The sequence below is a fragment of the Bradyrhizobium campsiandrae genome (genome assembly GCF_014529705.1).
GTDB lineage: Bacteria > Pseudomonadota > Alphaproteobacteria > Rhizobiales > Xanthobacteraceae > Bradyrhizobium > Bradyrhizobium campsiandrae.
In genome coordinates, this window is record NZ_JAANIH010000012.1 from 21,577 (window position 1) to 47,093 (window position 25,517).

22 protein-coding genes are annotated in these 25,517 nt (G+C 64.0%); 3 read left to right on the top strand and 19 right to left on the bottom strand.

Annotation, left to right across the window (positions count from 1 at the left end):
* Positions 1-3 precede the first annotated feature (3 nt).
* From G8O24_RS11050 to ytfQ, 16 genes are all read right to left on the bottom strand, one after another.
* Entirely contained in the window at positions 4-834 is an 831-nt protein-coding gene (locus G8O24_RS11050; RefSeq protein WP_188099075.1) for a carbohydrate ABC transporter permease, read from the bottom strand.
* Between the two features lie 4 nt (positions 835-838).
* Positions 839-1,711 carry a carbohydrate ABC transporter permease gene (locus G8O24_RS11055; RefSeq protein ID WP_188099077.1) on the bottom strand — a complete coding sequence of 291 codons (873 nt, stop codon included), beginning with the start codon at positions 1,709-1,711 and terminating at the stop codon, positions 839-841.
* An 89-nt stretch (positions 1,712-1,800) separates the two neighbouring features.
* A complete protein-coding gene (locus G8O24_RS11060) occupies positions 1,801-3,054 on the bottom strand; it encodes an ABC transporter substrate-binding protein (protein ID WP_191093147.1) in 1,254 nt (417 codons plus the stop codon).
* A 376-nt stretch (positions 3,055-3,430) separates the two neighbouring features.
* Positions 3,431-4,381: a sugar-binding transcriptional regulator gene (locus G8O24_RS11065; RefSeq protein WP_188099081.1), complete on the bottom strand. Its 951-nt coding sequence runs from the start codon at positions 4,379-4,381 to the stop codon at positions 3,431-3,433.
* A gap of 6 nt (positions 4,382-4,387) precedes the next feature.
* A complete protein-coding gene (locus G8O24_RS11070; protein WP_188099083.1) occupies positions 4,388-5,044 on the bottom strand; it encodes an HAD family hydrolase in 657 nt (218 codons plus the stop codon).
* 244 nt (positions 5,045-5,288) lie between these two features.
* On the bottom strand, positions 5,289-6,479 hold the full coding sequence (gene mmsB / locus G8O24_RS11075) for a multiple monosaccharide ABC transporter permease (RefSeq protein ID WP_188099085.1): 1,191 nt from the start codon (positions 6,477-6,479) through the stop codon (positions 5,289-5,291).
* The gene (mmsA, locus tag G8O24_RS11080) at positions 6,476-8,053 is read right to left on the bottom strand and encodes a multiple monosaccharide ABC transporter ATP-binding protein (RefSeq protein WP_188099087.1); all 1,578 of its coding nucleotides are present in this window, start codon (positions 8,051-8,053) and stop codon (positions 6,476-6,478) included. Before mmsA ends, mmsB begins: the two co-directional genes overlap by 4 nt.
* Positions 8,054-8,215: 162 nt before the next feature.
* Positions 8,216-9,289 carry a multiple monosaccharide ABC transporter substrate-binding protein gene (chvE, locus tag G8O24_RS11085; RefSeq protein ID WP_188099089.1) on the bottom strand — a complete coding sequence of 358 codons (1,074 nt, stop codon included), beginning with the start codon at positions 9,287-9,289 and terminating at the stop codon, positions 8,216-8,218.
* 76 nt (positions 9,290-9,365) lie between these two features.
* Positions 9,366-10,247 (bottom strand): SMP-30/gluconolactonase/LRE family protein, encoded by an 882-nt coding sequence (locus G8O24_RS11090; protein WP_188099091.1) that lies wholly within the window; start codon positions 10,245-10,247, stop codon positions 9,366-9,368.
* Complete coding sequence (locus G8O24_RS11095) at positions 10,244-11,320, bottom strand: aldose epimerase family protein (protein WP_188099093.1); 1,077 nt, start codon at positions 11,318-11,320, stop codon at positions 10,244-10,246. The genes G8O24_RS11090 and G8O24_RS11095 overlap by 4 nt, the downstream gene beginning before the upstream one ends.
* 2 nt (positions 11,321-11,322) lie before the next feature.
* A complete protein-coding gene (locus tag G8O24_RS11100) occupies positions 11,323-12,249 on the bottom strand; it encodes a Gfo/Idh/MocA family protein (RefSeq protein ID WP_188099095.1) in 927 nt (308 codons plus the stop codon).
* Positions 12,250-12,251: 2 nt separating this feature from the next.
* Positions 12,252-13,022 carry a FadR/GntR family transcriptional regulator gene (locus G8O24_RS11105; protein ID WP_188099098.1) on the bottom strand — a complete coding sequence of 257 codons (771 nt, stop codon included), beginning with the start codon at positions 13,020-13,022 and terminating at the stop codon, positions 12,252-12,254.
* Positions 13,019-13,999, bottom strand: coding sequence for a galactofuranose ABC transporter, permease protein YjfF (gene yjfF, locus G8O24_RS11110; protein WP_188099100.1), 981 nt, complete (start codon positions 13,997-13,999; stop codon positions 13,019-13,021). The genes G8O24_RS11105 and yjfF overlap by 4 nt, the downstream gene beginning before the upstream one ends.
* On the bottom strand, positions 13,996-14,988 hold the full coding sequence (locus tag G8O24_RS11115; protein ID WP_188099102.1) for an ABC transporter permease: 993 nt from the start codon (positions 14,986-14,988) through the stop codon (positions 13,996-13,998). Before G8O24_RS11115 ends, yjfF begins: the two co-directional genes overlap by 4 nt.
* A complete protein-coding gene (locus tag G8O24_RS11120; protein ID WP_188099104.1) occupies positions 14,985-16,529 on the bottom strand; it encodes a sugar ABC transporter ATP-binding protein in 1,545 nt (514 codons plus the stop codon). The genes G8O24_RS11115 and G8O24_RS11120 overlap by 4 nt, the downstream gene beginning before the upstream one ends.
* Positions 16,530-16,644: 115 nt before the next feature.
* Positions 16,645-17,610 (bottom strand): galactofuranose ABC transporter, galactofuranose-binding protein YtfQ, encoded by a 966-nt coding sequence (gene ytfQ / locus G8O24_RS11125; protein WP_188099106.1) that lies wholly within the window; start codon positions 17,608-17,610, stop codon positions 16,645-16,647.
* Between the two features lie 692 nt (positions 17,611-18,302).
* Here ytfQ and G8O24_RS11130 point away from each other — a divergent pair.
* Positions 18,303-20,297, top strand: a complete 1,995-nt coding sequence (locus G8O24_RS11130; protein WP_188099107.1) for an MAC/perforin domain-containing protein — start codon at positions 18,303-18,305, stop codon at positions 20,295-20,297.
* A 31-nt stretch (positions 20,298-20,328) separates the two neighbouring features.
* The gene (locus G8O24_RS11135) at positions 20,329-20,577 is read left to right on the top strand and encodes a hypothetical protein (RefSeq protein WP_188099109.1); all 249 of its coding nucleotides are present in this window, start codon (positions 20,329-20,331) and stop codon (positions 20,575-20,577) included.
* Positions 20,578-20,616: 39 nt separating this feature from the next.
* On the opposite strand, the gene G8O24_RS11140 is transcribed toward G8O24_RS11135, so the two are convergent.
* The 3 genes from G8O24_RS11140 to G8O24_RS11150 all read right to left on the bottom strand — a co-directional run bounded on the left by G8O24_RS11140 (position 20,617) and on the right by G8O24_RS11150 (position 23,337).
* Positions 20,617-21,789, bottom strand: a complete 1,173-nt coding sequence (locus tag G8O24_RS11140; protein ID WP_188099111.1) for a fumarylacetoacetate hydrolase family protein — start codon at positions 21,787-21,789, stop codon at positions 20,617-20,619.
* A 141-nt stretch (positions 21,790-21,930) separates the two neighbouring features.
* Positions 21,931-22,989, bottom strand: coding sequence for a YeiH family protein (locus G8O24_RS11145; RefSeq protein ID WP_188099113.1), 1,059 nt, complete (start codon positions 22,987-22,989; stop codon positions 21,931-21,933).
* A gap of 129 nt (positions 22,990-23,118) precedes the next feature.
* Positions 23,119-23,337: a hypothetical protein gene (locus G8O24_RS11150; protein WP_188099115.1), complete on the bottom strand. Its 219-nt coding sequence runs from the start codon at positions 23,335-23,337 to the stop codon at positions 23,119-23,121.
* A gap of 268 nt (positions 23,338-23,605) precedes the next feature.
* On the opposite strand from G8O24_RS11150, the gene G8O24_RS11155 reads away from it, so the two are divergent.
* Positions 23,606-25,516 (top strand): flavin-containing monooxygenase, encoded by a 1,911-nt coding sequence (locus G8O24_RS11155; protein ID WP_188099117.1) that lies wholly within the window; start codon positions 23,606-23,608, stop codon positions 25,514-25,516.
* Position 25,517 lies beyond the last annotated feature (1 nt).

Below are 25,517 nucleotides of genomic sequence, written 5' to 3' on the forward strand. Positions count from 1 at the left end.
CCTTTACTTCACCGCGCCGAAGGTGAGCCCGCGCACGAGCTGCTTCTGGCTGAACCAACCGAGGACGAGAATGGGCGCGATCGCCAGCGTCGAGGCCGCCGACAATTTTGCCCAGAACAGCCCTTCCGGGCTCGAATAGGAGGCGATGAACGTGGTGAGCGGCGCGGCGTTCGAGGTCGACAGGTTCAACGTCCAGAACGCCTCGTTCCACGCCAGGATCAGGTTGAGCAGCAGCGTTGACGCCAGCCCCGGGATCGCCATCGGCGTCAGCACATAGACGAGCTCGCGGCCGATCGTGGCGCCGTCCATGCGCGCGGCTTCGAGGATGTCGCGCGGGATCTCCTTGAAATAGGTGAACAGCATCCAGATCACGATCGGCAAATTGCCGAGGCAGAGGATGAAGACGAGCCCGATGCGGGAATCGAGCAGACCGAAGCTCTTGTAGATCAGATAGATCGGCACCAGGACGCCGACCGGCGGCATCATCTTGGTCGACAGCATCCAGAGCAGGATGTCCTTGGTGCGCTTGGTCGGCGAGAACGCCATCGACCAGGCCGCGGGGATCGCGATCAAGAGCGCAATCAGCGTCGAGCCGCCGGCGATGATGATCGAGTTCATCGCGTGGAGGACATAATCGCTGCGCTCCTGCACCGTCGCGTAGTTCTCGGTGGTCCAGTGGAAGAACAGGAAGGATGGCGGAATGGCGAAGGCCTCGAGCTCGGTCTTGAAGCTCGCCAGCACCATCCACAGGATCGGGAAGAAGATCAGGAAGCCGAAGAACCACGCCCCGATCGTCGAAACCACCACCCGTCGTGTCGTTGACTTGCGCGCCATGATGTCAGGCTTCCAGGTTGCGGCCGACGATGCGGACGAGGAAGAACGCGACGATGTTGGCGATGACCACGGCGACGAGGCCGCCCGCCGAGGCGCTCCCGACGTCGAACTGGATCAGCGCCTGCGAATAGATCAGGAAGGCGATGTTGGTGGTCTGCAGGCCCGGCCCGCCGCCGGTGGTGACGAAGATCTCCGCGAACACGGTGAGCAGGAAGATGGTCTCGATCAGGATCACCACGGTGATGGGACGCGCGAGGTGCGGCAGCGTGATGTAGATGAAGGTCGAGACCGCGCTCGCGCCATCCATCTCGGCCGCCTCCTTCTGCTCCTCGTCGAGCGATTGCAGCGCGGTGAGCAGGATCAGGGTCGCGAACGGCAGCCATTGCCAGGCGACGATCAGGATCACCGAGAACAGCGGCACGTCGTTGAACCAGTCGATCGGCGTCAACCCGACCAGCTTTGCAAGCCAGGCGAACAGGCCGGACACCGGGTGCATCAGGAGATTCTTCCAGACCAGCGCGCTCACCGTGGGCATCACGAAGAACGGCGCGATCACCATCAGTCGCACGAAGTTGCGCCCCACCACGGGCTGGTCGAGCAGCAGCGCGAGCGGAATGCCGAGCAGGATGGTCAGCGCCAGCACCGATCCGACCAGCACCAGCGTGTTCTGGAGCGAGGCCAGAAAGGCGGGATCGGTGAGGAAGTAACGGAAGTTTTCCAGCCCGACGAATTCCTCGGAGCCGGGATCGAGCAGGCTGTAATGCAGCGTGGAGAAATAGAGCGTCAGCGCCAGCGGGACGATCATCCAGATGAACAGCAGCCCGACGGCCGGGCTCAGGAGCGACCGCGCCAGGAACTGGGTTTGCCGGGTTGCCATCCTCGGACTCTCCGCTTGGAGAAAGAAGGCGGCCATCCATCGCGCAAGGAGTGGATGGCCGCAAGTTTGAGCTCAGGGAGAGCTCGGGTTCACTTGATGTAGCCGGCGCGCTTCATCTCGCGCTCGGTTGCGGATTGCGCGGCGGCAAGCGCCGCATCGACCGTCATCGATCCCGCAAGCGCCGCGGAGAACTGCTGCCCCACTTGCGTGCCGATCCCCTGGAATTCGGGGATGGCGGCGTATTGCACGCCGACGTAAGGCACCGGCTTCACCGTCGGCTTGTTCGGATCGGCGGCATCGATCGAGGCCAGCGTCATCTTGGCGAACGGCGCGGCCTTCACGTAGTCAGGATTCTGGTAGAGCGAGGTGCGCGTGCCCGGCGGCACGTTGGCCCAGCCCTCTTTCGAGGCGACGAGCTTGGTGTAGTCCTTGCTGGTGGCCCAGGCGATGAACTTCTCGGCCGCGTCCGACTTCTTCGAGCCGGCGGGAATCGCCAGACTCCAGGCCCACAGCCAGTTGGCGTTCTTGCCCAGCCCCGTGTTGGGAGCGAGCGCGAAGCCGACCTTGTCGGCGACCTTGGAATCCTTCGGGTTCGTGACGAACGATGCCGCCACCGTGGCGTCGATCCACATCGCGCACTTGCCGGCGTTGAACAGCGCCAGGTTCTCGTTGAAGCCGTTCGAGCTCGCCCCGGGAGGGCCGGCTTCCTTCATCAGGTTGACATAGGTCGTGAGCGTCGTCTTCCATTCCGGCGTGTTGAATTGCGGCTGCCACTTCTCGTCGAACCAGCGCGCGCCGTAGGAATTCGACATGGCGGTGAGGAACGCCATGTTCTCGCCCCAGCCGGCCTTGCCGCGCAGGCAGATGCCGTAGACGCCGCCCGCCTTGTCGGTCAGCTTCTTGGCGGCATCGATGACGAAATCCCAGGTCGGCTTCTCCGGCATCTTCAGCCCGGCCTTGTCGAACAGGTCGGTGCGGTACATCACCATCGAGCTCTCGCCATAGAACGGCGCGGCATAGAGTTTGCCGTCGAGGGAGACGGCATCCTTGATCTTGGGCAGGAGGTCGGCGACGTCGTAATCGGCACCGAGATTGGCGAGCGGCACCAGCCATCCCTTCTTGGCCCAGATCGGCACCTCGTAAGTGCCGATGGTCAGCACGTCGAACTGGCCGCCCTTGGTGGCGATGTCGGTGGTGACGCGCTGGCGCAGCACGTTTTCCTCGAGCGTCACCCATTTCACGGAAATGTCCGGGTTCGCCTTGGTGAATTCGCCGGTCAGGCCCTGCATGCGGATCATGTCGCCGTTGTTGACAGTGGCGATCGTCAGGGTCGTTTCGGCCATCGCGGGGACGGCAAGCAAGACGGACGCGCCGCAGACGGCGCCCAGAATGTGTTTCACGGTGAACCTCCCTAGCCCGCGCTTTTGAGCATATGCCCACGCGTTGGGCGTATGTTCGGACGAGGTGCGGCCGATGTCAAGCACACGGACGGGCGTTCCAGCAACTTATGCGTGCTGCGGTGCGGGAGACGGTGGCAATGGACCGAAACAAGGTGCTGCTGGTTTTCACCTCTCCCGCTTGCGGGAGAGGTCGTGTCGCATCGCAGATGCGATACGGGTGAGGGCTTCCTCCGCTGGGGGAATCCCACTGCGGAGACACCCTCTCCCCAACCCTCTCCCGCAAGCGGGAGAGGGAGCGCGGTCCCGCTCGCACCGCGGCTCAACGCTCCAGAATCGCTCTCGCGGTGGCCTCGTCGGTGATCAGGCCGTTGATCAAGCCCCCGCTCAGCGCCGCTGCGATCGCCGGGACCTTGGCCGCGCCGATCGCGGCGCCGATCGTCATGGTCTTCGCCGGCACTTCCGGCGGAATGCTGGTGAGGCGCTTGTTGGTTCCAGCCTTGAGCAGCCGTCCCTTGGCATCATAGGCCCAACCGGTGATCTCGCCGATGGCGCCCTGCCGCATCATCTCGAACAGTTCATCGCGCGTGAGGAAGCCGTCGACATGGACTTGCGCCTTCTGGTCCATCTGACCGACACCGACCAGGCGCAAATCGGCTTTGGCCGCGACCGCTTTCACCTTCGCGATCGGCTCGATCCGCACCATCTTGTTGCGCTCGTCCTCGGACGACATCAGGAACGGCAGCGGCATCGGGTAGTGCCGCGCGCCGGTGCGGTCGGCAAGCCGGCCGACGGTGTCGTAGAAGCTCGCCGAGCCGTCCGCCGAGATGTTGCCGACCAGCGAGACGATCTGGTGGTTGGGCCGGTCGATCGGCGTGACACGCTCGACCGCGGCACGCACCGCCCGCCCGGTCCCGAGCGCCACGATCACAGGGGTCTCCGATCGCAGCGTCGCATCGAGCAGATTGGCGCAGCGCTCGGCGATGCCCGCGGTCGCCTGCGGGGCCGCAGGATCTGCAGGCACCACCTCGGAGTGGCGAAGGTCGAACCGCTCCCGCAACCGCGCCGCCAACTCCATGCAGGCGGCGATCGGGTGTTCGAGCCGGAACGTGATCAGTCGCTCGGCCAGGCACAGCGACACCAGCCGCTGCGCCGAGGCGCGCGACACCTGGAGCATCCTGGCGATCTCGTCCTGGGTGTGGCCGGCAATGAAATAGAGCCAGCCCGCACGCGCGGCGTCGTCGAGCCTGGATTTTTCGTTCTCGGCGGCCATGCGGCCTCACGCCTCCCAGAAATCGCTCATCTGCGCAAAGACCCGATCGGCTCCGGCTGCGGACAATATAGCCCGGCCGTCACGGCCGCGATAATGGCCGCCGCCGACAAATCCCCAGACGGTCATGCCGGCCGCCTTGGCAGCCTGCACGCCGCTGACGCTGTCCTCGATCACCAGCGTGCGCGCGGGTTGCGCGCCCATCTTCTCGGCGGCGTAGAGAAAGAGGTCCGGTGCGGGCTTACCGTGCTTGACCATCTGTGCGGTGTAGAGCCGGTCGGCGAAATGCGATGCGAGGCTGGTCACGTCGAGGGAGAGCGAGACGCGATCGATGTCGCTGGACGAAGCCACACAAAACGGCACGCGCAATTCGGAGAGCACGGCGGCGATTTCGGGAATCGGCCGGAGCGCTCCGGCAAAGGTCTTCAGCACATGCGGCTTCAGGCGCAGGAAGAAATCGTTCGGCAGGATCTGCCCACGTTCTCGATAGTATTGGGCGATTGCAGCTGTACTGCGCCCGAGAAACAGTTCGAGCGCCTGCTCCACGCCGAGTTGCAATCCAAACTCAGCCAGCACTTGTGACAGGCACTGACAGCTCAACAGTTCGCTGTCGACGAGCACGCCGTCGCAGTCGAAGATGATGAGATCGGGCCAGCCGGGATCCATCGGGCCATTCGATCATATACTCATCGACTGGGCAATAGCTCAGCCGCAATTGATAAGCTGCCGCAACACCCGTCATTGCGAGGAGCTCTTGCGACGAAGCAATCCAGAATCTTTCCGCGGAGGGATTCTGGATTGCCTCGCTGCGCTCGCAATGACGGAGAGAGACGTAGCCCGCATGGAGCGTTGCGGAATGCGGGGCGGCGGTCCCGGATTACGCTGCGCTCCATCCGGGCTACGGCGTCCCTCACCTCCGCTGATTATAAACGTCGATACACACGGCCCCGAGCAGCACCAGGCCCTTGATGACCTGCTGGTAATCGATGCCGATGCCGAGGATGGACATGCCGTTGTTCATCACGCCCATGATCATGGCGCCGACCACGGCGCCGCCGACGCGGCCGACGCCGCCATAGGCCGAGGCGCCGCCGATGAAGCAGGCGGCGATGACGTCGAGCTCGAAGCCGAGACCCGCCTTAGGCGTCGCGGTGTTGAGGCGCGCGGCAAAGACGAGGCCCGCGAGCGCGGCGAGCACGCCCATGTTGACGAAGGTGAAGAAGGTCAGCCGTTCGGTCTTGATGCCCGACAGGCCGGCCGCCTTGGCGTTGCCGCCGACGGCATAGATCTGCCGGCCGATCACGGTGCGGCGGGTGACGAAGCCATAGAGCGCGATCAAGGCGCTCATGATCACCAGCACGTTGGGCAGGCCGCGATAGGTCGCGATCAGATAGGTGAAATACAGCACGGCGCAGGCGAGCACGACGCTCTTGCCGAGGAAGAACGCATAGGGCTCGACCTCGACGCCGTGCGACACCTCGCGCGCACGGCCCTTGGCGCTGGCATAGACCAGGCCCAGCGCCAGCACGGCGCCGATCAGCATGGAGGTCGGATGCAGCGTACCGGTTTCGGGCAACAGCTCCGGAATGAAGCCCGACGACAGCTTCTGGAACGTCGACGGGAACGGCCCGAGCGACTGGCCCTGCAGCACGGCAAGTGCTAGGCCCTTGAACACGAGCATACCCGCCAACGTCACGATGAAGGACGGGATCTTGAAATAGGCGACCCAATAACCCTGCGCGGCGCCGATGGCTGCGCCGACCACGAGGCAGGCGATGAAGGCAAGCGTGTAGTCGACCTTGTAGGTCACCATGAGAAGCGCCGCCACGGCGCCGACGAAACCGGCGACCGAGCCGACGGAGAGGTCGATATGGCCGGTGACGATCACCAGCAACATGCCCAGCGCCATGATGACGATGTAGCTGTTCTGCAGCACCAGATTGGTCAGGTTGAGGGGCTGCAACAACGTGCCGCCGGTCATGACCTGGAAGAACAGCATGATCGCGATCAGCGACATCAGCATGCCGTAATTGCGCAGATTGTTCTTGATGAAGCTGCCGTGGCTGCGCTCGTCGGGCAGCGACACCGTCTTGTCGGTCATGGCTGCGATCCTCCCATTTCCGCGGCCTTCGCCGCGCCGTTTCCGTTGCTTCGTTCGTTGCGCATGATGGCGCGCATGATCTTTTCCTGTGTCGCCTCAGCGCCCGGGAACTCGCCCACGAAGGCGCCGTCGTTCATGACGCAGATGCGATCGCAGATGCCGAGCAGCTCGGGCATCTCCGAGGAGATCACCACGACGCCGCGACCGGCTTCCGCCAGCTCGTTGATGATACAGTAAATCTCATACTTGGCACCGACGTCGATGCCCCTGGTCGGCTCGTCCAGGATCAGAACTTTGGGGTCGGTCATCAGCCATTTCGACAGCACCACCTTCTGCTGGTTCCCGCCGGAGAGCTGGCCGGTTTCCTGATAGACGTCCGAGCAGCGGATGCGCATCCGGTTCCGGTAGTCGCTGGCGATCTTCAGCTCGGCGATATCGTCGATCACCCTGCCCGGCGCCACCTGGTCGAGGCTTGCCAGCGTGATGTTCTTGCGGACGTCGTCGGCCAGGATCAGGCCGAGCTGCTTACGGTCCTCGGTGACATAGGCAAGGCCGGCGTCGATTGCCGCGGCGACGCTCGGCAGCACTATCTGGTGACCCTCCAGGGCGATGCGGCCGCTGATATTGGTGCCCCATGAGCGACCGAACAGGCTCATCGCGAACTCGGTGCGGCCGGCGCCCATCAGGCCGGCGATGCCGACGACCTCGCCGCGCCTGACGCTGAAATTGACGTTCTTGATCACCTGCCGTTCGGGATGGATGGGGTGATAGACCGACCAGTTCTCGACGGTCATGACAGGCTCGCCGATCTTCGCGCTGCGTTCCGGGAAACGGTGAGCCATATCGCGGTTGACCATGCTGCGGATGATACGGTCTTCCTGGATCGGCTCGGCGCGGCAGTCGATGCCGTCGACGGTGCGGCCGTCGCGAAGCACGGTGATGTGGTCGGCGACCTTGGCGACCTCGTTGAGCTTATGCGAGATCAGGATCGAGCCGATGCCCTGCTCGCGGAAGGCCATCAGACGCTCCAGCAAAGCGGCGCTGTCGGCCTCGTTCAGGCTCGCGGTCGGCTCGTCCAGGATCAGCATCCGCACCCGTTTGGACAGCGCCTTGGCGATCTCGACCAATTGCTGCTTGCCGACGCCGAGATCGGTGATCAGGGTGTCAGGCGATTCCTTGAGGCCGACTTGCGCGAGCAGTTCCCGGGTCCGCCGGTAGACCTCGTCGCGATCGATCACGCCGAACTTCGACGGCGGATGTGACAGAAAGATGTTCTCCGCGATCGACATCAGCGGGATCAGCGCCAGTTCCTGATGGATGATGATGATGCCGAGCGCCTCGGAATCGTTGATGTCGCGGAAGCGGCGCTCCTCGCCCTCGAAGACGATGGTGCCCTCATAGCTGCCTGCGGGATAGACCCCGCTCAGCACCTTCATCAGCGTCGACTTGCCGGCGCCGTTCTCGCCGACGAGGGCGTGGATCTGGCCGGCCTCGACCGAGAAATTGACGTCGCGCAGAGCCTGCACGCCGGCAAAGCTCTTGCTGACGTTGCGCATCTCCAGCATGGCGGTCATTGCGTTGTCCCTTGCCTTACTTCCGCTCTCCCCGCGTGCGGGAAGAGGTTGAATGAAATAACTGCATCCACACCGTCATTGCGAGCGAGGCGAAGCAATCCAGACTTCAGCCTCGCCCCAACCCTCTCCCCGTAAGAACGGGGAGAGGGAGAAGAGAGAGTCTTACTGGAATTGCGACTTCTTGTAGTAGCCGCTGTCAACCAGCACCTTCTCCCAATTGTCCTTGTACACCACGACCGGCTTCAGCAGGTATGACGGCACGGTCTTGGCGCCGTTCTCGTAGGTCTTGGTGTCGTTGACGGTGACCTGCTTGCCGGCAAGCGCGGCGTCGACCATGTCGGCGGTCACCTTGGCGAGATCGCGGGTGTCCTTGAAGATGGTCGAGTACTGGTCGCCGCGCAGCATGGCCTTGATCGAGGGCACCTCGGCGTCCTGGCCCGAGATGATGGGCATCGGCTGGTCGGCGCTGCCGTAGCCGACACCCTTGAGCGAGGAGATGATGCCGATCGAGAGGCCGTCATAAGGCGACAGCACGGCGTTGACCTTCTTGTTGCCGTAGTAGGCGCTGAGCAGATTGTCCATACGGGCCTGGGCGGTGGCGCCGTCCCAACGCAAGGTCGCGACCTTGTCCATGCCCATCTGACCGGAGACGACGACGAGCTTGCCGCTGTCGATATACGGCTTCAGCACGCTCATCGCGCCGTTGTAGAAGAAGTAGGCGTTGTTGTCGTCGGGCGAGCCGCCGAACAGCTCGATGTTGAACGGACCCTTGCCCTCCTTGAGCCCAAGGCCCTTCTCGATCGACTCCGCCTGCAGTACGCCGACCTGGAAATTGTCGAAGGTGGCGTAATAGTCGACATTCGGCGTGCCGCGGATCAGGCGGTCATAGGCGATCACGGTGACGCCCTTGGCCTTGGCCTGCTTGAGCACGTCGGACAAGGTGGTGCCGTCGATCGCCGCGATCACCAGCACCTTGGCGCCCTTGGTCACCATGTTCTCGACCTGCGAGAGCTGGTTCGGAATGTCGTCCTCGGCATATTGCAGGTCGGTGTTGTAGCCGCGCTCCTTCAGCACCTTGACCATGTTGTTGCCATCGTCGATCCAGCGCGCGGAGGATTTGGTCGGCATCGCGATGCCGACCGTTGCCTTCTCCTGCGCGGAGACGGAGACGCTTGCGGCCATCGTTGCGGCGCCGGCCAGCGCCAGCGCGAGAAATGTCGTCTTCAGTTTCAACATGCTTCACTCCCTTTGGGTGTCAGACTGTTTCTTCGTTCGTCGCGTCCAGTGGTGGTAGAGGTCGGCTTCGGATCTCCTATGCGAGCTTGACATCAGGCTCCGCACGCCCGCGTGCGGATGCCTCCAACAGAAAGGTGCAGCCTCCTTGCGGATCGGCGGCGCGCGCTTCGGCGTCCATGTCCTGCCAGGCGGAGGTGACGAGCAGGCGCGATAAATCCGGGCCGACGAAGGCCGGGCAACTCGCCTGCTTGGCCGGCACGCGCAACGAACGCAGGCGCTCGCCTTGCGGAGAATAGACGTCGACCCGGCTGGCGCCCCAGCAGGCGTTCCAGATCCGGCCGTCGGCGTCGCACACCGAACCGTCGAGGCCACCGACGCCGGTATGGCGCAGCAGAACTTCGGGCTCGCCGCGCGGCAGGCCGGTGGCAGGATTGAGCGGCACCGCATAGAGCACGGCGCGCGCCGTATCGGTGAAGTAGCCCGTGGCGCCGTCCGGCGAGAAGCAGATCGAGTTGGGAATGCTGATGCCGGGAAACAGCGTCGAGATCCTGCCGAGATGGAGCGCGTAGATTGCACCGGCAGCCCGCTCGGCGTTGCGCCCCATGGTGCCGATCCAGAACGTGCCGGATTGATGCACGCGGCTATCATTGGAGCGCGTGGCGGGATTGTCCGCTTCGAGCGGACAGAACAGCGTCATCGCACCGTCGGCGACGTTGCGGATATAGCAGCCATCTTCTGCGACGATCAGCTGGCGCTCGGCATCGATGCGTCCGAGCGCGCTCGCCATCCGGCCGAGCGCGTGAACGCGGATGCTGCCGCTGCCGAGATGAGCCTCGAACAGACGTCCTTCGCGAATATCGAACCACCAGGCGGTGTCCGTGGAGACATCATAGGTCGGGCCTTCGCCGAGATGACATCGTTCGGCGGAGAGAACGGTGGTTGGTACCTCTTCGATCATGGCGCCCTCACTCCGAAGCGATAGACGGTATGATGGCGATAGACGCCGCCCGGATCGAGGCGCGGGCTCGGAAAATCCGGCCGGTTCGGCGCGTTCGGCCAGATGTGCGGCTCGAGGCAGATGGCGTCCGACTGCCGGATCAGCTTGCCACCCTTGCCGGAGATCGTGCCGTCGAGATAATTGCCGGAATAGACTTGAAGGCCGGGCTGATCGGTGAACAGTTCCATGATCCGCCCCGAGCGCGGTGCCTCCAGCCGGGCCGCAAGCGCGAGCTTGCCGTCGCGCGCAAGGCAGTACGTATGGTCATAGCCCCTGCCGTTGCGCAATTGCTGTTCGCTTTCGCGGATGCGCGCACCGACAGGGTGGGCCTCGCGGAAGTCGAATGGCGTACCGGCGACGCTGCGCGGCGGCTCCGGCAGCGGAATGGCGGTAGGGTCGATGGCCAGGAAATGCTCGGCCTCGACCGTGAGCCTGTGGTCGAGCGTCGACATGCCCGACGTCGCGCCTTCCAGATTGAAGAAGCTGTGATTGGTCAGGTTGACGATGGTCGGCCGGTCGGTCCGCGCCTCCATCGTCAGCGACAGCTCGGTCGGACCGGTGACGCGATAGGTCAGGCGGACATCGAGTTTGCCCGGATAATTCTCCTCGCCATGCGCGCTCGTATAGGTAAGCGTGACGGCAGGGCTGGCGCCATCGTCGATCTCGGCAATGCCCCAGAGCTTGCGGTCGAAACCGTCAAGGCCGCCATGCAGCGCATTCGGACCGTTGTTGACGGCAAGCCGGAAGGTTTCGCCGTCGAGCGAGAACTGTCCGTTGGCGATGCGGTTGGCATACCGACCGACGGTCGCGCCAAAGAACTTCCGTTCGGCGAGATAGCCGGCGAACGCATCATGGCCGAGCACCACATCGTCGGTACCGCCTTTGGCATCCGGCGCGATCAGCGCCTGGATCACCGCGCCATGGGTGATGATACGGGCCTCGAACCCGCCTTCCCCGCGCAACACGATGCGCTCGACATCGCGTCCATCAGGCAGCGTTCCGAAGACGTCTCTTGTTATTCTGGAGCCGACCATGCCTAGTCCACGAACGGTTCGACGATGTTACGCTTACCGAGCAGAAAAGCGTCGGCAACAAGGCGAAGCGGTGCAAGATCGACATCGCTCGCGCCTGAAGCTGCGAGCTTGACGAAGTGCCGGTACAGTTCGCGATATTCCTCGTCGGGCGCCTCCGCGACGACCTTGCCGTCGATCTCCATGATCCGGCCGCCGCGCGACAAGGTCATGCGGCCCTGATCGGTTTCCGCGACGATGTCCCAGCTCTGCGGCCCGGTCTGGCGAAAGTCGAATTCGGCCGTGACAGGCAGGCCGTCGATCGTGGTCAGCTTCAGGCTGGCGGCGATGGGTGACTGGCAATTGGCCGGAAAGGCCAGCTCGGCCGCCGTGACGAACAGCGGATAGGGCAGGATGCGGGTCAGGATCGAGAGCGCATTGATGCCGGGGTCGAACACGCCGAGGCCGCCAGGTTCCCAGATCCAGGTCTGACCGGGATGCCAGACACGGACGTCTTCCTTCCAGATGATGTGGACCGATTTGATCCGGCGTTTGGCCAGCCACTCGCGCGCCGGCTCGACCGCGGGCGCATGGCGCGAGTGCCAGGTTGCAAAGAGGGTCCGCTTTGCCTTCGCCGCCATCGCGACGAGCGGGTCGAGCTCGGCGACGCCGGTGCCGGGCGGCTTTTCCAGCATGACATGCTTTCCGGCGGCCAGCGCCGCCGCGGCCTGGGCACGGCGCACCTGTGGCGGCGTGCAGAGCGACACCGCATCGATCGGGGGACCCTTCTCCAAAAGTTCCTCGACGGTTGCGAAATGCGGCAGGCCCGGTAGCGACGCGTTGCGGCTGGCGATGGCGGCGAGCGTCGCGCCCGGCACGGCGGCGATTGCGCCGACATGCTGGTCGCGCGCGATCTTGCCGAAGCCGACGATGGCGATACGAAGTTCCGTCACGCTCATTCTCCACTTTCCGCAGACGGCAACGGCTCGGCGGGGGCCGTCTCGATCACGCTGCCCTGATGACGGCGCATGCCGTTGTGAATGACATGGACCATCGCCTCCGACGCGGTCCCGGCATCGCCGGCCGCGATCGCATCGACAATTTTCTGATGCCAGAGCAGCACGGTGTCGCGGTCCTCCGGCTCAACCGGGGCACTGAGCAGGAACGAGGCGCGCAAGGCCGCCTCGATCACATGCCCGATCGAACGCATGAACAGATTACTCGATGCCCGCGCAACCGCAACGTGCAACGCCAGATCGGCATCGGCAAAGCCGACGGAATCGGAGGCCTCGAGCCGCATGCGTTCCATGGTGAGGCGAAGTTCGGCGACATCCTGCTCCGACCGGTGCACCGCCGCCAGCGCCGCCGCTCGCGGCTCGACGGCGAGACGGATCTCGGCGAGGTCGTCGAGGAAACGCTTGTCGATGCCGGCATCGAGATGCCAGGCCAGGACGTCGGCGTCGAACATGTTCCAGGCGCCGCGCTCGCGCACGACGGTTCCGACCCGTGCCTTGGTGGTGAGCAGGCCCTTGGCGACGAGCGTCTTCACACTCTCGCGCAGCACCGGCCGCGACACGCCGAACATCGCGGTCAGCTCGGCATCGCCCGGAAGCCGCGCCCCTTCCGGATAGCGGCCGGCGATGATATCGACGCCGATCGAGCGGGCCACTTCCGCGTGGTTGGAATGGGCCCGCCGTGTCGGGATGACGACGATGCGCGAGGTCATGAGGCGGCTCCTGCATGCTTCGCCGCCGGCCGTCGCGCCAACGCGACCAGCCCCTGCTGCAGGGCGATGAAGGCGAACAGCAGCACACCGGTCGCGATCTTGGTCCACCAGCTCGACAAGGTTCCGTCGAAATTGATGTAGGTCTGGATCATGCCCTGGATCAGCACGCCGAGGATGGTGCCGATCACCGAGCCCTGCCCGCCCGTCAGCAGCGTGCCGCCGATCACGACGGCCGCGATGCTGTCGAGCTCGACACCGACGGCGGAGAGCGAGTAGCCGGCGCTGGTGTAGAAGGAGAACACGATGCCGGCGATGCCCGCAAGCAGGCTCGACAGCATGTAGATCTTCACCGTCATCTTGCCGACCGCAACGCCCATCAGGCCCGCGGTCGCCCTGTTGCCGCCGAGCGCGTAGACATTGGCGCCGAACCGGGTGAGATGCAGCAGCAAGGCGCCGCCGATCACGATCGCGAGCATGATGATCGCGATCGCGGTCAGCCGTCCGCCGCCGGGCATGCGCAGCGCGAAGTCGGACACCGTCGAATAGACCGGCGCGGTGATCGGCACCGATTCCGTCGAGAGCAGGAAGCTCGCGCCGCGCGCCAGGAACATGCCGGCCAGCGTCACGATGAAGGGTGGCAGGTCGAAGACATGGATGACGGCGCCCATCGCCGCGCCAAAGGCCGCCGACAGCGCGAGGATCGCGACGAAAGCGACCAGTGGCGGCACGCCCCAGCGCTCGACGGCAAGCGCGACGAACACCGTGGTGAAGCCGATCACCGAGCCGACCGACAGATCGATGCCGCCGGAGATGATGACGAAGGTCATGCCGGTTGCGACGATGCCGAGGAAGGCGTTGTCGGTGAGGAGATTGCCGACCACGCGCGTCGAGGCGATGTTGGGAAACTGCACAGCGCAAGCCGCAAAGCCCGCGACGAGAACGATGGCTGTGATCACGACGGGCGGCAGGCCTTTCATGGTTTCGTCCTCCGCAGCCGCGCCATGACGCCGGCAAAGCCGGATAGTTTCGGCGATTGCAGCAGCAGCACCGCGAGCACCACCACCGCCTTGACCAGCAGGTTGAACTCCGGCGGATAGCCGGACAGCAGGATGCCGGTGTTCATGGTCTGGATGATCAGCGCGCCCAGCACGGCCAGGACGAGGCTGAAGCGGCCGCCGAACAGCGAGGTGCCGCCGATCACCACCGCAAGGATGGCGTCGAGCTCGAGCCAGAGGCCGGCATTGTTGGCATCGGCGCCCATGATGTCGGCCGCGGCGATCACGCCGGCGAGCGCGGCGCAGACGCCGCACCAGACATAGACCGAAAGGATCATCGCGCGGGTGCCGACGCCGGCAAGCTCGCTCGCCCGCGCATTGCCGCCGGTCGCCTCGATCAGCAGCCCGAGCGCGGAACCGCGCACCACCGCGCCGGTGAGGATCAGCATGCCCAGGGCAATCGCAACCGGCACCGGCACGCCGAGAATGGCCCCGTTGCCGAGCCAGACCAGGTCCGGCGAGGTGAAGGTCACGATGCGCCCCTCGGTGATGAGCTGGGCGATGCCGCGTCCCGCCACCATCAGGATCAGCGTTGCCACGATCGGCTGCATGCCGAGCACGGCGACGAGGAAACCGTTCCACAAGCCGCAGACGAGACCCGCGCCAAGCGCCTCGGCCAGCACCACCGGCAGGCCATGGCTGTCGGCAAGGCTCGCCGCGATCGCGCCTGAGATCGCCATCACCGCGCCGACGGAGAGATCGATGCCGCGCGTCGCGATCACCAGCACCATGCCGAGCGAGAGCAGCGCGACCGGCGTGCCGCGATTGAGCACGTCGATCAGGCTGCCGAACAGCCTTCCGTCCTGCAGGCGCAAGTCGAAGAATTGCGGCGACACCACGCGGTCGACCGCCAGGATGACGATCAGGGCGAGGATCTGGGCAAGGCCACGGCGCGGCAACAGCGCTGTCATGTGTGGGCCTCGAGCGCGACGGCGGCGCCATCTGCGGCAATGGCGGCGAGGATGTTGCCGACGTCGATCGCCCCGCCGGCGAGCTCCTCGACATGGGCACGGTCGCGCAGCACCACGACCCGGTCCGAATAGGTCACGATCTCGTCGAGCTCGGAGGAGATCACGAGCAGCGACAGCCCGTCATCGCAGAGATCGCGGATCAGGCGGATGATCTCGGCATGCGCGCCGACATCGATGCCGCGGGTCGGCTCGTCCAGCACGAGCAGCCGTGGCGAGGTCGCGAGCCAGCGCGCCAGCAGCACCTTCTGCTGATTGCCGCCGGAGAGCAGCCCGACGGGGCGCTCGGGATCGGGCGGGCGGATGTCGAGCATCTTGATGTAGCGCCGCGCGATCTCGTCCTGCTCGCGCCGTGACAGCGGCCGGTAGAGGCCGCGCTTGGCCTGGAGCGCCAGCGCGATGTTTTCGCGCACGCTGAGCTCGGCGACGATGCCCTCGGTCTTGCGCTCCTCCGGACAATAGCCGAAGCCGTGGCGCACGCCGTCGCGCGGCGATTGCAGCCGCACGGGGGCGCCCTCCACCCTCGCCTGCCCGCCGTCGGCGCGCTCGGCACCGAACACCAGCCGCGCGGTCTCGGTGCGCCCGGAGCCGAGCAGGCCGGCGAGGCCGACGACCTCGCCATGGCGCAGTTCGAGATTGAAGGGAGCGACATAGCCGGCCTTGCCGTAATTCTCGAAACTGGCGCAGACCCCGCGCGCCCTGTGCTCGCCTGCCGCGGCCCGCGCGCTGGTGGTTTCGGCCAGCTCGCGGCCGAGCATCATCCGGATCAGCTCGAGGCGCGGCAGCGAGGCGGTCTCGCGCTCACCGACCAGGCGGCCGTTGCGCAAGACGGTGATGCGGTCGGAGATCTCGTAGACCTGATCAAGAAAGTGGCTGACGAAGACGATGCCGATGCCGCGTCTGGCGAGCTGGCGCATGATGCCGAACAGGATCTCGACCTCGTGACGATCGAGGCTCGCGGTCGGCTCGTCCAGGATCAGCACGCGCGCGGAGAGATCGACCGCGCGGGCAATCGCGGTGACGTGCTGGATCGCCACCGAATAATTGCCGAGCGGCGCGGCGACATCGATGTCGAGACCGAACCCGGTGAGCAGCGCCTTGGCGCGGCGGCGCATCTCGCCTTCGCGCACGATGCCGAAGCGCATCGGCTGGCGGTCGAGGAACAGGTTCTGCGCCACCGACAGGTTCGGCAGCAGATTGACCTCCTGGTAGACGGTGGCAATGCCGGCCTGCAGCGCCGACTTGGCCGAACGCGGCGCGACCTCTTCGCCAGCCAGACGGACGACACCGGCATCGCGTGGAAACACGCCGGTGACGACCTTGATCAGCGTGGACTTGCCGGCACCGTTCTCGCCGAGCAGCGCATGGATCTCGCCGGCGCGAAGCGTGAAGTCGACCTCCTGCAACGCGCGCACCGTGCCGAAGCTCTTGCTGATCCCGCGCACCTCCAGCAGGGAAGGAGCAGAACCAAGGCTGTTCTCCATGACAACGTCACTCCCACCGGTGCCCGCCTATGACGCGGACACTCAGCCTATTCTTTCGCACAGCGGATTCGAAGGGGATCGCCGGGCCACCGGGAGCGGTCCGGCGGGGCCCGCCTCAGTAGCCGAGGCCCTTCTTGCTGTCGTAGATCTTCTGCGGATCGTCGGCGGCCGTATAGAGCTTGGACTCGGTCTGGATCCACTTCGGCGGAACCGTGCCCTTGTCCTTGAAGGCCGCGATGGCATCGAGCGCCGGCCCCGCCATGTTCGGCGTCAGCTCCACCGTGGCATTGGCTTCGCCTGCGGCCATCGCCTTGAAGATATCGGGAACCGCGTCGATCGAGACGGTGAGGATATCCTTGCCCGGCTTGAGGCCGGCTTCCTTCATCGCCTGGATGGCGCCGACCATCATGTCGTCATTGTGGGCGTAGACCGCGCAGATGGTCTTTCCGCCGCCTTCGGCCTTGATGAAACTTTCCATCACTTCCTTGCCCTTGGCGCGGGTGAAGTCGCCGGTCTGGCTGCGCACCACTTTCAGGTTGGCGTGCTTGGCGATGGCGGTGTCAAAGCCCTTCTTGCGGTTGGCGGCGACGCTGGCGCCAACTGTGCCTTGCAATTCGACGATGTTGCAGGCCTTGTCGCCGACGGTCTTGGCCAGCCAGTCACCGGCGACCTCGCCTTCGTGCACGCTGTCCGAGGTGACGGCGGTGAGATAGAGATCCTTACCCGACGGATCGATGTCGCGGTCGAGCAGCACGACCGGGATCTTGGCTTCCTTGGCTTCCTTCAGCACGGAGTCCCAACCGGTCGAGACGACCGGCGCGAGGAAGATCGCATCGACGTTCTGCGCGATGAAGGAGCGGATCGCCTTGATCTGGTTCTCCTGCTTCTGCTGCGCGTCGGCGATCTTGAGATTGACCTTGCGCTTGGCGGCTTCCTGCTTGGAGACCGAGGTCTCGGCGGCACGCCAGCCGGATTCCGATCCGATCTGCGAGAAGCCAATGGTGAGCTCGGCAGCCTTGGCCGGCAGCGCGAGCAGCAAGGCAGTCGTGGCGCTCGCCGCGAAAAGAGCTTTGAGGGTCATCAGGCGTGTCTCCCAAGGTGTTATCCGGGGCGCCGCTCGGTAGCATGACACCCTCAGGCCAGCCTTTTAGGTGGCGGGAGGCACTATTTCATGGAAGATAGGTTCCGACTAGTCATATTATTTGACTATTTAGCGGAACGCACGCGATGGCAGATGGACAGCTTCATGACACGCCTAGCGCGTTTTTGATCCAAGCACGCAACGCGAAGATGAAGGCAAGGGCACGGTGCCCCATCCTTTGTCATCCGCCACCGGAGCGTCGCGGTATGGAAAAGTTTGCGCACAACGAACTGTGAGAGCGTGCAAGATCGCTTTCGTCCGCGTTCTAACCGACCAACCGAAGACCTCTCTCGTGCGCATCCTGAGTTGCGATCCGAGCGCGTCGGTCAGACTCGAAATATCGTTGTTGAGCATGCACTTGGGAAACTATGACGACCACTTAAAGGTGCGCTTCACCCGTCGGTCTTAATGCACGATTGTTGATGCTCTTTATCGTGTGCCCGCAGTCGGAAAGTCATCCAAGACTCGCCCTCGGCTGAACGACCCCCTCTTGCAAAATCACCCTAAAGTCGTATCACCAAAGAAATCTATTTTAGCGAACAATTGAATTTCACGACTACGGTCCACGGCAAGCTCCCCCAGCATCAGAACGCCCGATTTACGTCGTTCGCAGCCAGCAGCGAGAGAAGGCGATGGCAGACAAGCCAGTGAAGCCGGCAATCATCATGCCGAAAGGACTCGAAGCGACCGTCATTTTCGGATTCAACGCAAAGCAGTGGTCGTTCATGCCACGCCGCATCTTTCGGCCGACTTACGCCGAACAGGATCCAAGTGGCACCGGCCGCGGCTGGATCTATCTGAAGGACGTGCATATCAGCCTGGAAGACACCGCATTTTCCGTACCAGACGGCATGGAGGCGCGGCCAGATCCGCGATTTGGCTTGACCAAGACGCTCGTGTTTCACGGCACGCATGCGCTGGACGAGCACGAATTCAAGATGTCGGTGAAGTCGTCGGTGAGCATCGAAGGGTTCAACTCGTCAGTCAGCACCTCGCTCGCGACAAAATCGTCGGTCACGACGAATACGAAGCAAAGCACCGCACTGATTGCGGAGTGGAAAGCATTCTACGCTGTCGATGTGGTCGACCCGCCTCATTTGGAAGTGGACTTCGCTGCTGCGTTGAAGGCCCTGCCGGCATCCCACTCCGCCGACAACCAGCCCGTCTTTGAAGCCTTTTTCGCGAAATGGGGCACTCATTACCTGAGCCACGGCGTCTACGGTGGCACTTACCGAATGTCGACGGTGCTGTCGGAGCAAGACACGCTCAAAATAGATGAAACGAAATTGAAGGTCGCTGTCGAGGCCGGCTTCAAGGCGGGCAAGGACGGCGCTTCCGTGAAATCCGAGTTCGAAAACAACACCCGCAAGGAATTGGGTACGACCGACGAAAGTACCGACATCACGATCACCGCGATCGGGGGAGATACCGACGAGAATCCGAACACCTGGGCTCTGAGCATCCCGGGCGCGCCAATCCTGATGTACGATGCCCTCGCAGTCGCAACCGACGAATTGCGTCCCGTCTTCGAGCCGCTTTGGTCCTTGTGCGATCAAATTCCGATCGCACAGGGCGAGGTGGACAATCGGTCCGCGATCGGCGAGGCCTTGAAACAAGCAACCCTGGCCTATTTGCCCAACGAGGCCGCGGATCTTCCCTCGGTGTTCGGCGACGTAGAAGTCGCGGCGGCAAACCGCACGTTCCAGGCGGACACCAACGGCTTTTGCCTGCTGTCAATTGCCGATACTACGCCCTCGAGCGCGACACTGTCGATCGAAGCACGCGCGGACCAGTCCGCACAATCACCGCTGCTCGTCGAAGCCAAAGCACAAACCTTGGCACGCAATGATTATGATGCCTGGATCGCCAGTGCGTCTCTGTTCGTCCCGGTCCGGCGAGGCAACTGGGTCAGTCAAAGCGGCGATACGAACGACGTGAAAACTCAATACAGCGGCTTCATGCCCGCCAACCTCGCATTCGGCGCGTGGAAACCCAGTCCGCCCGCCTTCCAGGCCAGTTCCGATGGCTTCCTGTCTGTCGTCGTCAGAGCCACAGCGCGCGAGTATGGTCGATCTATCCAAGTAGGCTCTCAACTGGTTGCCAAATGCATCATGGCTTCCTCCCATTCGGGGTTGGGTTCAGCTTACGACAACAACCCGGTCATCGGGTACATGTGCGCTCCGATCCCGAAGGGTAGCAATGTCGCGGTGGTTGGACCGCCGGATATGGAAGGCTCGACAAGTTGCTTCTGGCTTGATGTGGATGACCCAGTCGTCGCCTTTGGTCCAATCCAGCAATTGCCGGCGCTGACCGGGTCAGCCCAGGGTTTGCGTCACGATTTCCCGCGCGATGAACAGGATCGATTTGTCTTTGGCTCAATCGCCGTCAACAACGACGGCGGCCGCGGGACTCTTTCCCTTGCCGTCGTGCCGGAACGTGGTGGGCCGCCTCGCCCCTACGCGACGGCGGCTTGCCATCTTTGGCACGACGGTCCTCGAGCGACCCCGGTGACAAGCGCAATTGCAGCGGTGCCGCGCGGACATCCCTGGTTCGCCAACGTCGTCGAATCGAGCCCTGGCGTTTCGGCGCAACTTTTCTCCTTACCTCTCATCCCGCGAAAAAGCTGAACCATCCCCAACCCATTATGGAGCGATCGATATGAAGATGAGACTTCAATCCGTTAGCCCGAAATTCAAGTTCTCTCCGGTTCGGGTCGCAGCCTGGATCAAGGACTGGGAAGAGGCGGCTGACGCAACTTTCGGTGCACCACAGGTTTCGGACGACCTCGTCGTGGTCGATATCGAAGACGCAGATGACCAGATTACCCAGACGCTACGGGAGAAAGTCGAAGAGACGCTGGAAGAAGCCGATCTGACGGATGACATCGCGATCAGCTTCAAGGATTAAGTTGCGAAGACTTCCGACTGCCCTGAGGCTCCAGTTCCTCTAGATCAACTTCCGCCGCGCCAGGTTCTTCATCAGCGCGCCGATGCCGAACGTCCAGGGCTCGCACTCGTCGCTGGTGCGCATGCGGTTGACGAGCTTGCCGAGTTGAGGTGCGGCGATCGTGACGATGTCGTCGCGCTTGTGGGTGAAGCCCTGCCCCGGCGCATCGCGATCCTTGACCGGCGCGAACATCGTGCCGAGGAACAGCACGAATCCGTCGGGATATTGATGCACCTTGCCGATGGTCTGCGCGACGAGATCGGTCGGATCGCGGCTGATCTTGCTGATCGAAGAATGGCCGTCGAGGACGAAGCCGTCCTTACCCGTCACGTTCAGGCTGATGTCCAGCTTGCGCGCGTCATCCAGCGTGAAGGTGTCGTCGAACAGGCGCAGCAGCGGGCCGATCGCGCAGGAGGCGTTGTTGTCCTTGGCCTTCGACAGCAGCAACGCCGAACGGCCCTCGAAGTCGCGCAAATTCACGTCGTTGCCGAGCGCGCCGCCGACGATCTTGCCGCGGCTCGAGACAAACAGCACGAGTTCCGGCTCAGGATTGTTCCAAGTCGATTTCGGATGCAGCCCGGCATCCATGCCGGTGCCGACCGAGGACATGGTCGGGGCCTTGGTGAAAACCTCCGCGTCGGGGCCGATGCCGACTTCGAGGTATTGGCTCCAGGCGTTCTGGTCGATCAGCACCTGCTTCAAATGCATCGCCTGGTCCGAGCCCGGCTTGAGCTTCGACAGGTCATCGCCGATCAGCCGCGTCACCTCTTTGCGGATCGCTTCGGCCGAAGCCGGATTGCCCTTGGCGCGCTCCTCGATCACCCGCTCCAGCATCGAGATCGCGAAGGTGACGCCGGCGGCCTTCAGGGTCTGCAGGTCGACCGGTGCGAGCAGCCAGGGCTTGTTCGGATCACGTCCGTCGGGTGCCGTATTGGCGACGATGGCTTCGAGGTCGCCGATGCGCTCGCCCTTGACGGCGGCCAGCGCCTTGGCGGGATTGTCCTCCTCGCAGAGCGCGCTGACGGTCGGAAATCTGGCGGTGACATCGAAGACACCGTCGGCGCGCACGGCGACCACGGCCGGGCCATTCGCCTGAGGCAGCCAGACGCGGCCAACCAGCGTTCCCGTCGTTCCATCCTCGGGAAGAAGGTCTTTAACGGACAGTGTCGTCATGGCCGGCGTCCTCGCTGCTTTTCGGATCGGCTGGGCTTGCTCAACGGCCAATCACATTGGCGAAAACCAATAGCGGTCTCGTGTGGGAAGTCCAGAGCGGCGGCGCACCGCAGTTCCGCGCGCCATTGCGGCCGCGCCCCTTTACTTGAACCAGTGCACGAGCGCGATGCTGATGCCGAGCAGCAGCAGCAGCGACAGCGTGACTGCGGCCGTCACCCTGCCGCCGACATTGGCCAGCACCCGCACATCGACGCCGAGGCCGAGCGCGGCCATCGAGACCACCGTGAGGAACGTGGTGATCTTCGTCACCGGTGCGACCACTGTGCCCGGCACGATCTCGAGCGAGCGCAACGTCGCCAGCGCGAGGAAGCCGAGGATGAACCAGGGGACCAGGCGGAAGAAGCCGACATTGGTCTTCTTTGCACCGGCCTCCCAGCGCGAGGCGACCAGAGAGAGGCCGACGACGACGGGACCGAGCATCAAGACGCGCATCAGCTTCACCAGCGTGCCGATCTGCGTGGAGATCAGGCCCGCCGGCACCGTCGCGGCCAGCACTTGCGGCACCGCGTAGACGGTCAGGCCGGCGAGGATGCCGTATTGCGTTGCGGTGAGTTGCAGCAGCGGGATCAACAGCGGCAGGCCCAGCACCATCATCACGCCCAGGATCGCGGTGAAGGAGATCGAGGATGCGATCTCGTCGCTGTTGGCACCGATGATGGGGGCTACGGCCGCGATCGCGGAATTGCCGCAGATCGAATTGCCGCAGGCGATCAGGATCGACAGCCGGGTCGACAAGCCAAGCAGACGGCTGAGGCCGAACGACACGCAGAGCGCGATCACGACCACGGCCGCAATCGAAGCCAGCAGCACGATGCCTGACGCCGCGATGGCCGCAAAGCTGATCGAGGCGCCGAGCAGCATGACGGCGACTTCAAGCAGCTGTTTGGCGCTGAAGGCGATGCCGGCCTGCCAGCGGGGGGCCGGCTTCCAGAAGCTGCGCACGGCCATCCCGAGCAGGATCGCCATCACCAACGCCTCGATATAGGGATGCTCGAACACGCCCAGTTCGGCCCGCTCCAGCAGGGCCGAGATGCCGGCAACGGCGACGCAGAGGAGGATGCCGGGAATCAGCGCGACAACGCGGCTGGCGGCACTGGTCGGCTTGGCGTCGGCCGGGCTGGATGCTTGATTCTGCGACACAAATCTCTCCCGAGGAGAAAGATTTATACGCAGCGCTACGCGGTTGGGAAATAAGTTTTCGACATGTCTGGCCCGAAGGAAGTTCTATCCTCGGCCCGGAATAATCCGGCTCAGAACAGCAGATTGGTCTTAGAAGAGCAGGTTCTTGGCAAGCGAGGCCACGTGATTGAAGCTGTCATAGACGCCCGGCTCGAAAAACGCGGCGCGGGCGAACACGATGGCGGCGACCAGCGACCAGAACAGGCCCGTGCCGACCCGCAGCAGAAGCTTGGACGCACGCGACCGCGGCGGGGTGTCCGTTGCGGACACCAGCTGCTCGCCGAAGGGTTCAAATCCAGTGCGTTCCATGGTGGTCAAATCCATCAATTCTGACGGGAATGTCGTCGTTTCGGACCCAAACGGCAATGGAAGCGATTGGCCTTTTTGGCCCCCGGAGGGGAAACTCTTTCCGTCTGACCGTCCTTGGACACTAGTTTTCTTCTTCCGCCTTATTTGGGCACCGGGGCCGGCCGCGTAGACGACCCGGGGCGCGTCGACTACGGTGGCACACCGCTAGTCCCTCGTGCGTCCCCTGCAAGATCGAACACATGGGATCGCCGGAGATCAGAAGAAGACGATGAACATCGCATCTCCGCACCAACCGCTGGACCTCGCTTCGGCCATCGCCGAAGGCGACATCCGCTGCCTACTGATGGTGCTGGTGCACATGACCGGCGACGAACGCTGGCTCTCCCCGCCCTATTTGCCCAAGCGCGACATCCGCCTCATTCCCGATCCCGAGGCCGGCATGCCCCGCGAGATCCAGGACGAGATCCGCGCGGCGGTGGTCCAGCTCTTTGCCAAGGGGACGCCGACGCCTGCGATCGCCGATCCGGGCGAGGAGCTGCTGCTGAGGATGATGCGCGCCTGCCTCGGCGAGAACGTCGCGCCGGAATATGCGCCTCTGATGCGCGAGGAGATGGGCTTTGTCTCGCGCGAGGCGCGCTGGACGAGGCGCCCTGCCGACGCCAAGCTCGCCGAGCAACACGTCCTCATCGTCGGCGCCGGTGTCTGCGCCATCGCGCTCGGCGTGGCGCTCGGCCATCTCGGCATCCCCTACACCATCGTCGAGAAGAATGCCGAGCTCGGCGGCACCTGGTGGATCAACCGCTATCCCGGCTGCGGCGTCGACACGCCGAACCACTCCTATTCCTACTCGTTCGGCTCGGGCAATGCCTGGACGCGCTATTTCTGCCAGCGCGAGGAGCTGCTCGGCTATCTCCTGAAGGTCGCCGACGAATACGGCATCCGGAAACATCTGCGCGTCAATACCGAGCTGACTTCGTCGCACTGGGACGAGCGCAAGCGACGCTGGATCTCGACGCTGAAGACGGCGAATGGCGAAGAGATCTTCGAATCCACCGCGCTCGTCTCGGCCATCGGCCAGCTCAACGATCCCTCACGCGCGCATTTCAGGGGTGAGGAAAACTTCAAGGGCACGATCCTGCACTCGGCGCTTTGGTCAGACGACATCAAGCTCGACGGCAAGCATGTCGCCGTGATCGGCACCGGTGCGACGTCGATGCAGCTCGTGCCGACGATCGCCGGCCGTGTTGCCTCGCTCACCATCTACCAGCGCAGCGCGCAATGGGCGCGACCAGTGAAGGGCTATGCCGACCCGATCAGCGAGGGCGCGCGCTGGCTGCTCGCACATCTGCCGTTCTATGTGCAGTGGTACCGCTTCAACATGTTCTGGCGCTACGGCGACGGCCTGCTGCCGTTCCTGCGCAAGGACCCGGCCTGGCCGCACCCCGAACGCGCCGTCAACAAGGGCAATGACCGGCATCGCCAGGAACTGACCGACTTCATCCTGTCGGAGCTGCAGGGCCGGCCCGACCTGATCGAGAAATGCGTGCCGACCTACCCGCCCTATGGCAAGCGCATTCTGCTCGACAACGCCTGGTTCAAGACCTTGAGGCGAGACAATGTCGAACTCGTCACCGATGCGATCGACCGTTTCGACGAGAGCGGCATCGTCACGGCCGACGGCTCCCACCGGCCCGCCGACATCATCGTGGTCGCCACCGGCTTCAAGGCCACGGAGATGGCGGCGCGCCTCAACATCAGCGGCCGCGATGGCAAGGATTTGCGCGAAGCCTGGGCCAACGACAATCCGACCGCGTTCCTCGGCCTCACCGTGCCCGGTTTCCCGAACTTCTTCTGCATGCTCGGCCCGAACTCCGGTCCGGCGCATGGCGGCAGCGTCATCTTCCAGTCGGAATGCCAGAGCCGCTACATCTCGGCCTGCCTCGCCAGCATGATCGAGCAGGATGTCGCTGCGATCGACGTCCGTCCCGAGGTCCTCGACGACTATGTCCGCAGGGTCGATGCCGAGCACGAGGCCATGATCTGGACCCACAAGGGCATGAGCACCTATTACCGCAACCGCAGCGGCCGCGTGTTCTCGGCAATGCCGTGGCGGTTCGTGGACTATTGGCGCATGACCCATGATCCGGATCTGAGGCAGTACAAGCTGACGACGGCGTAAG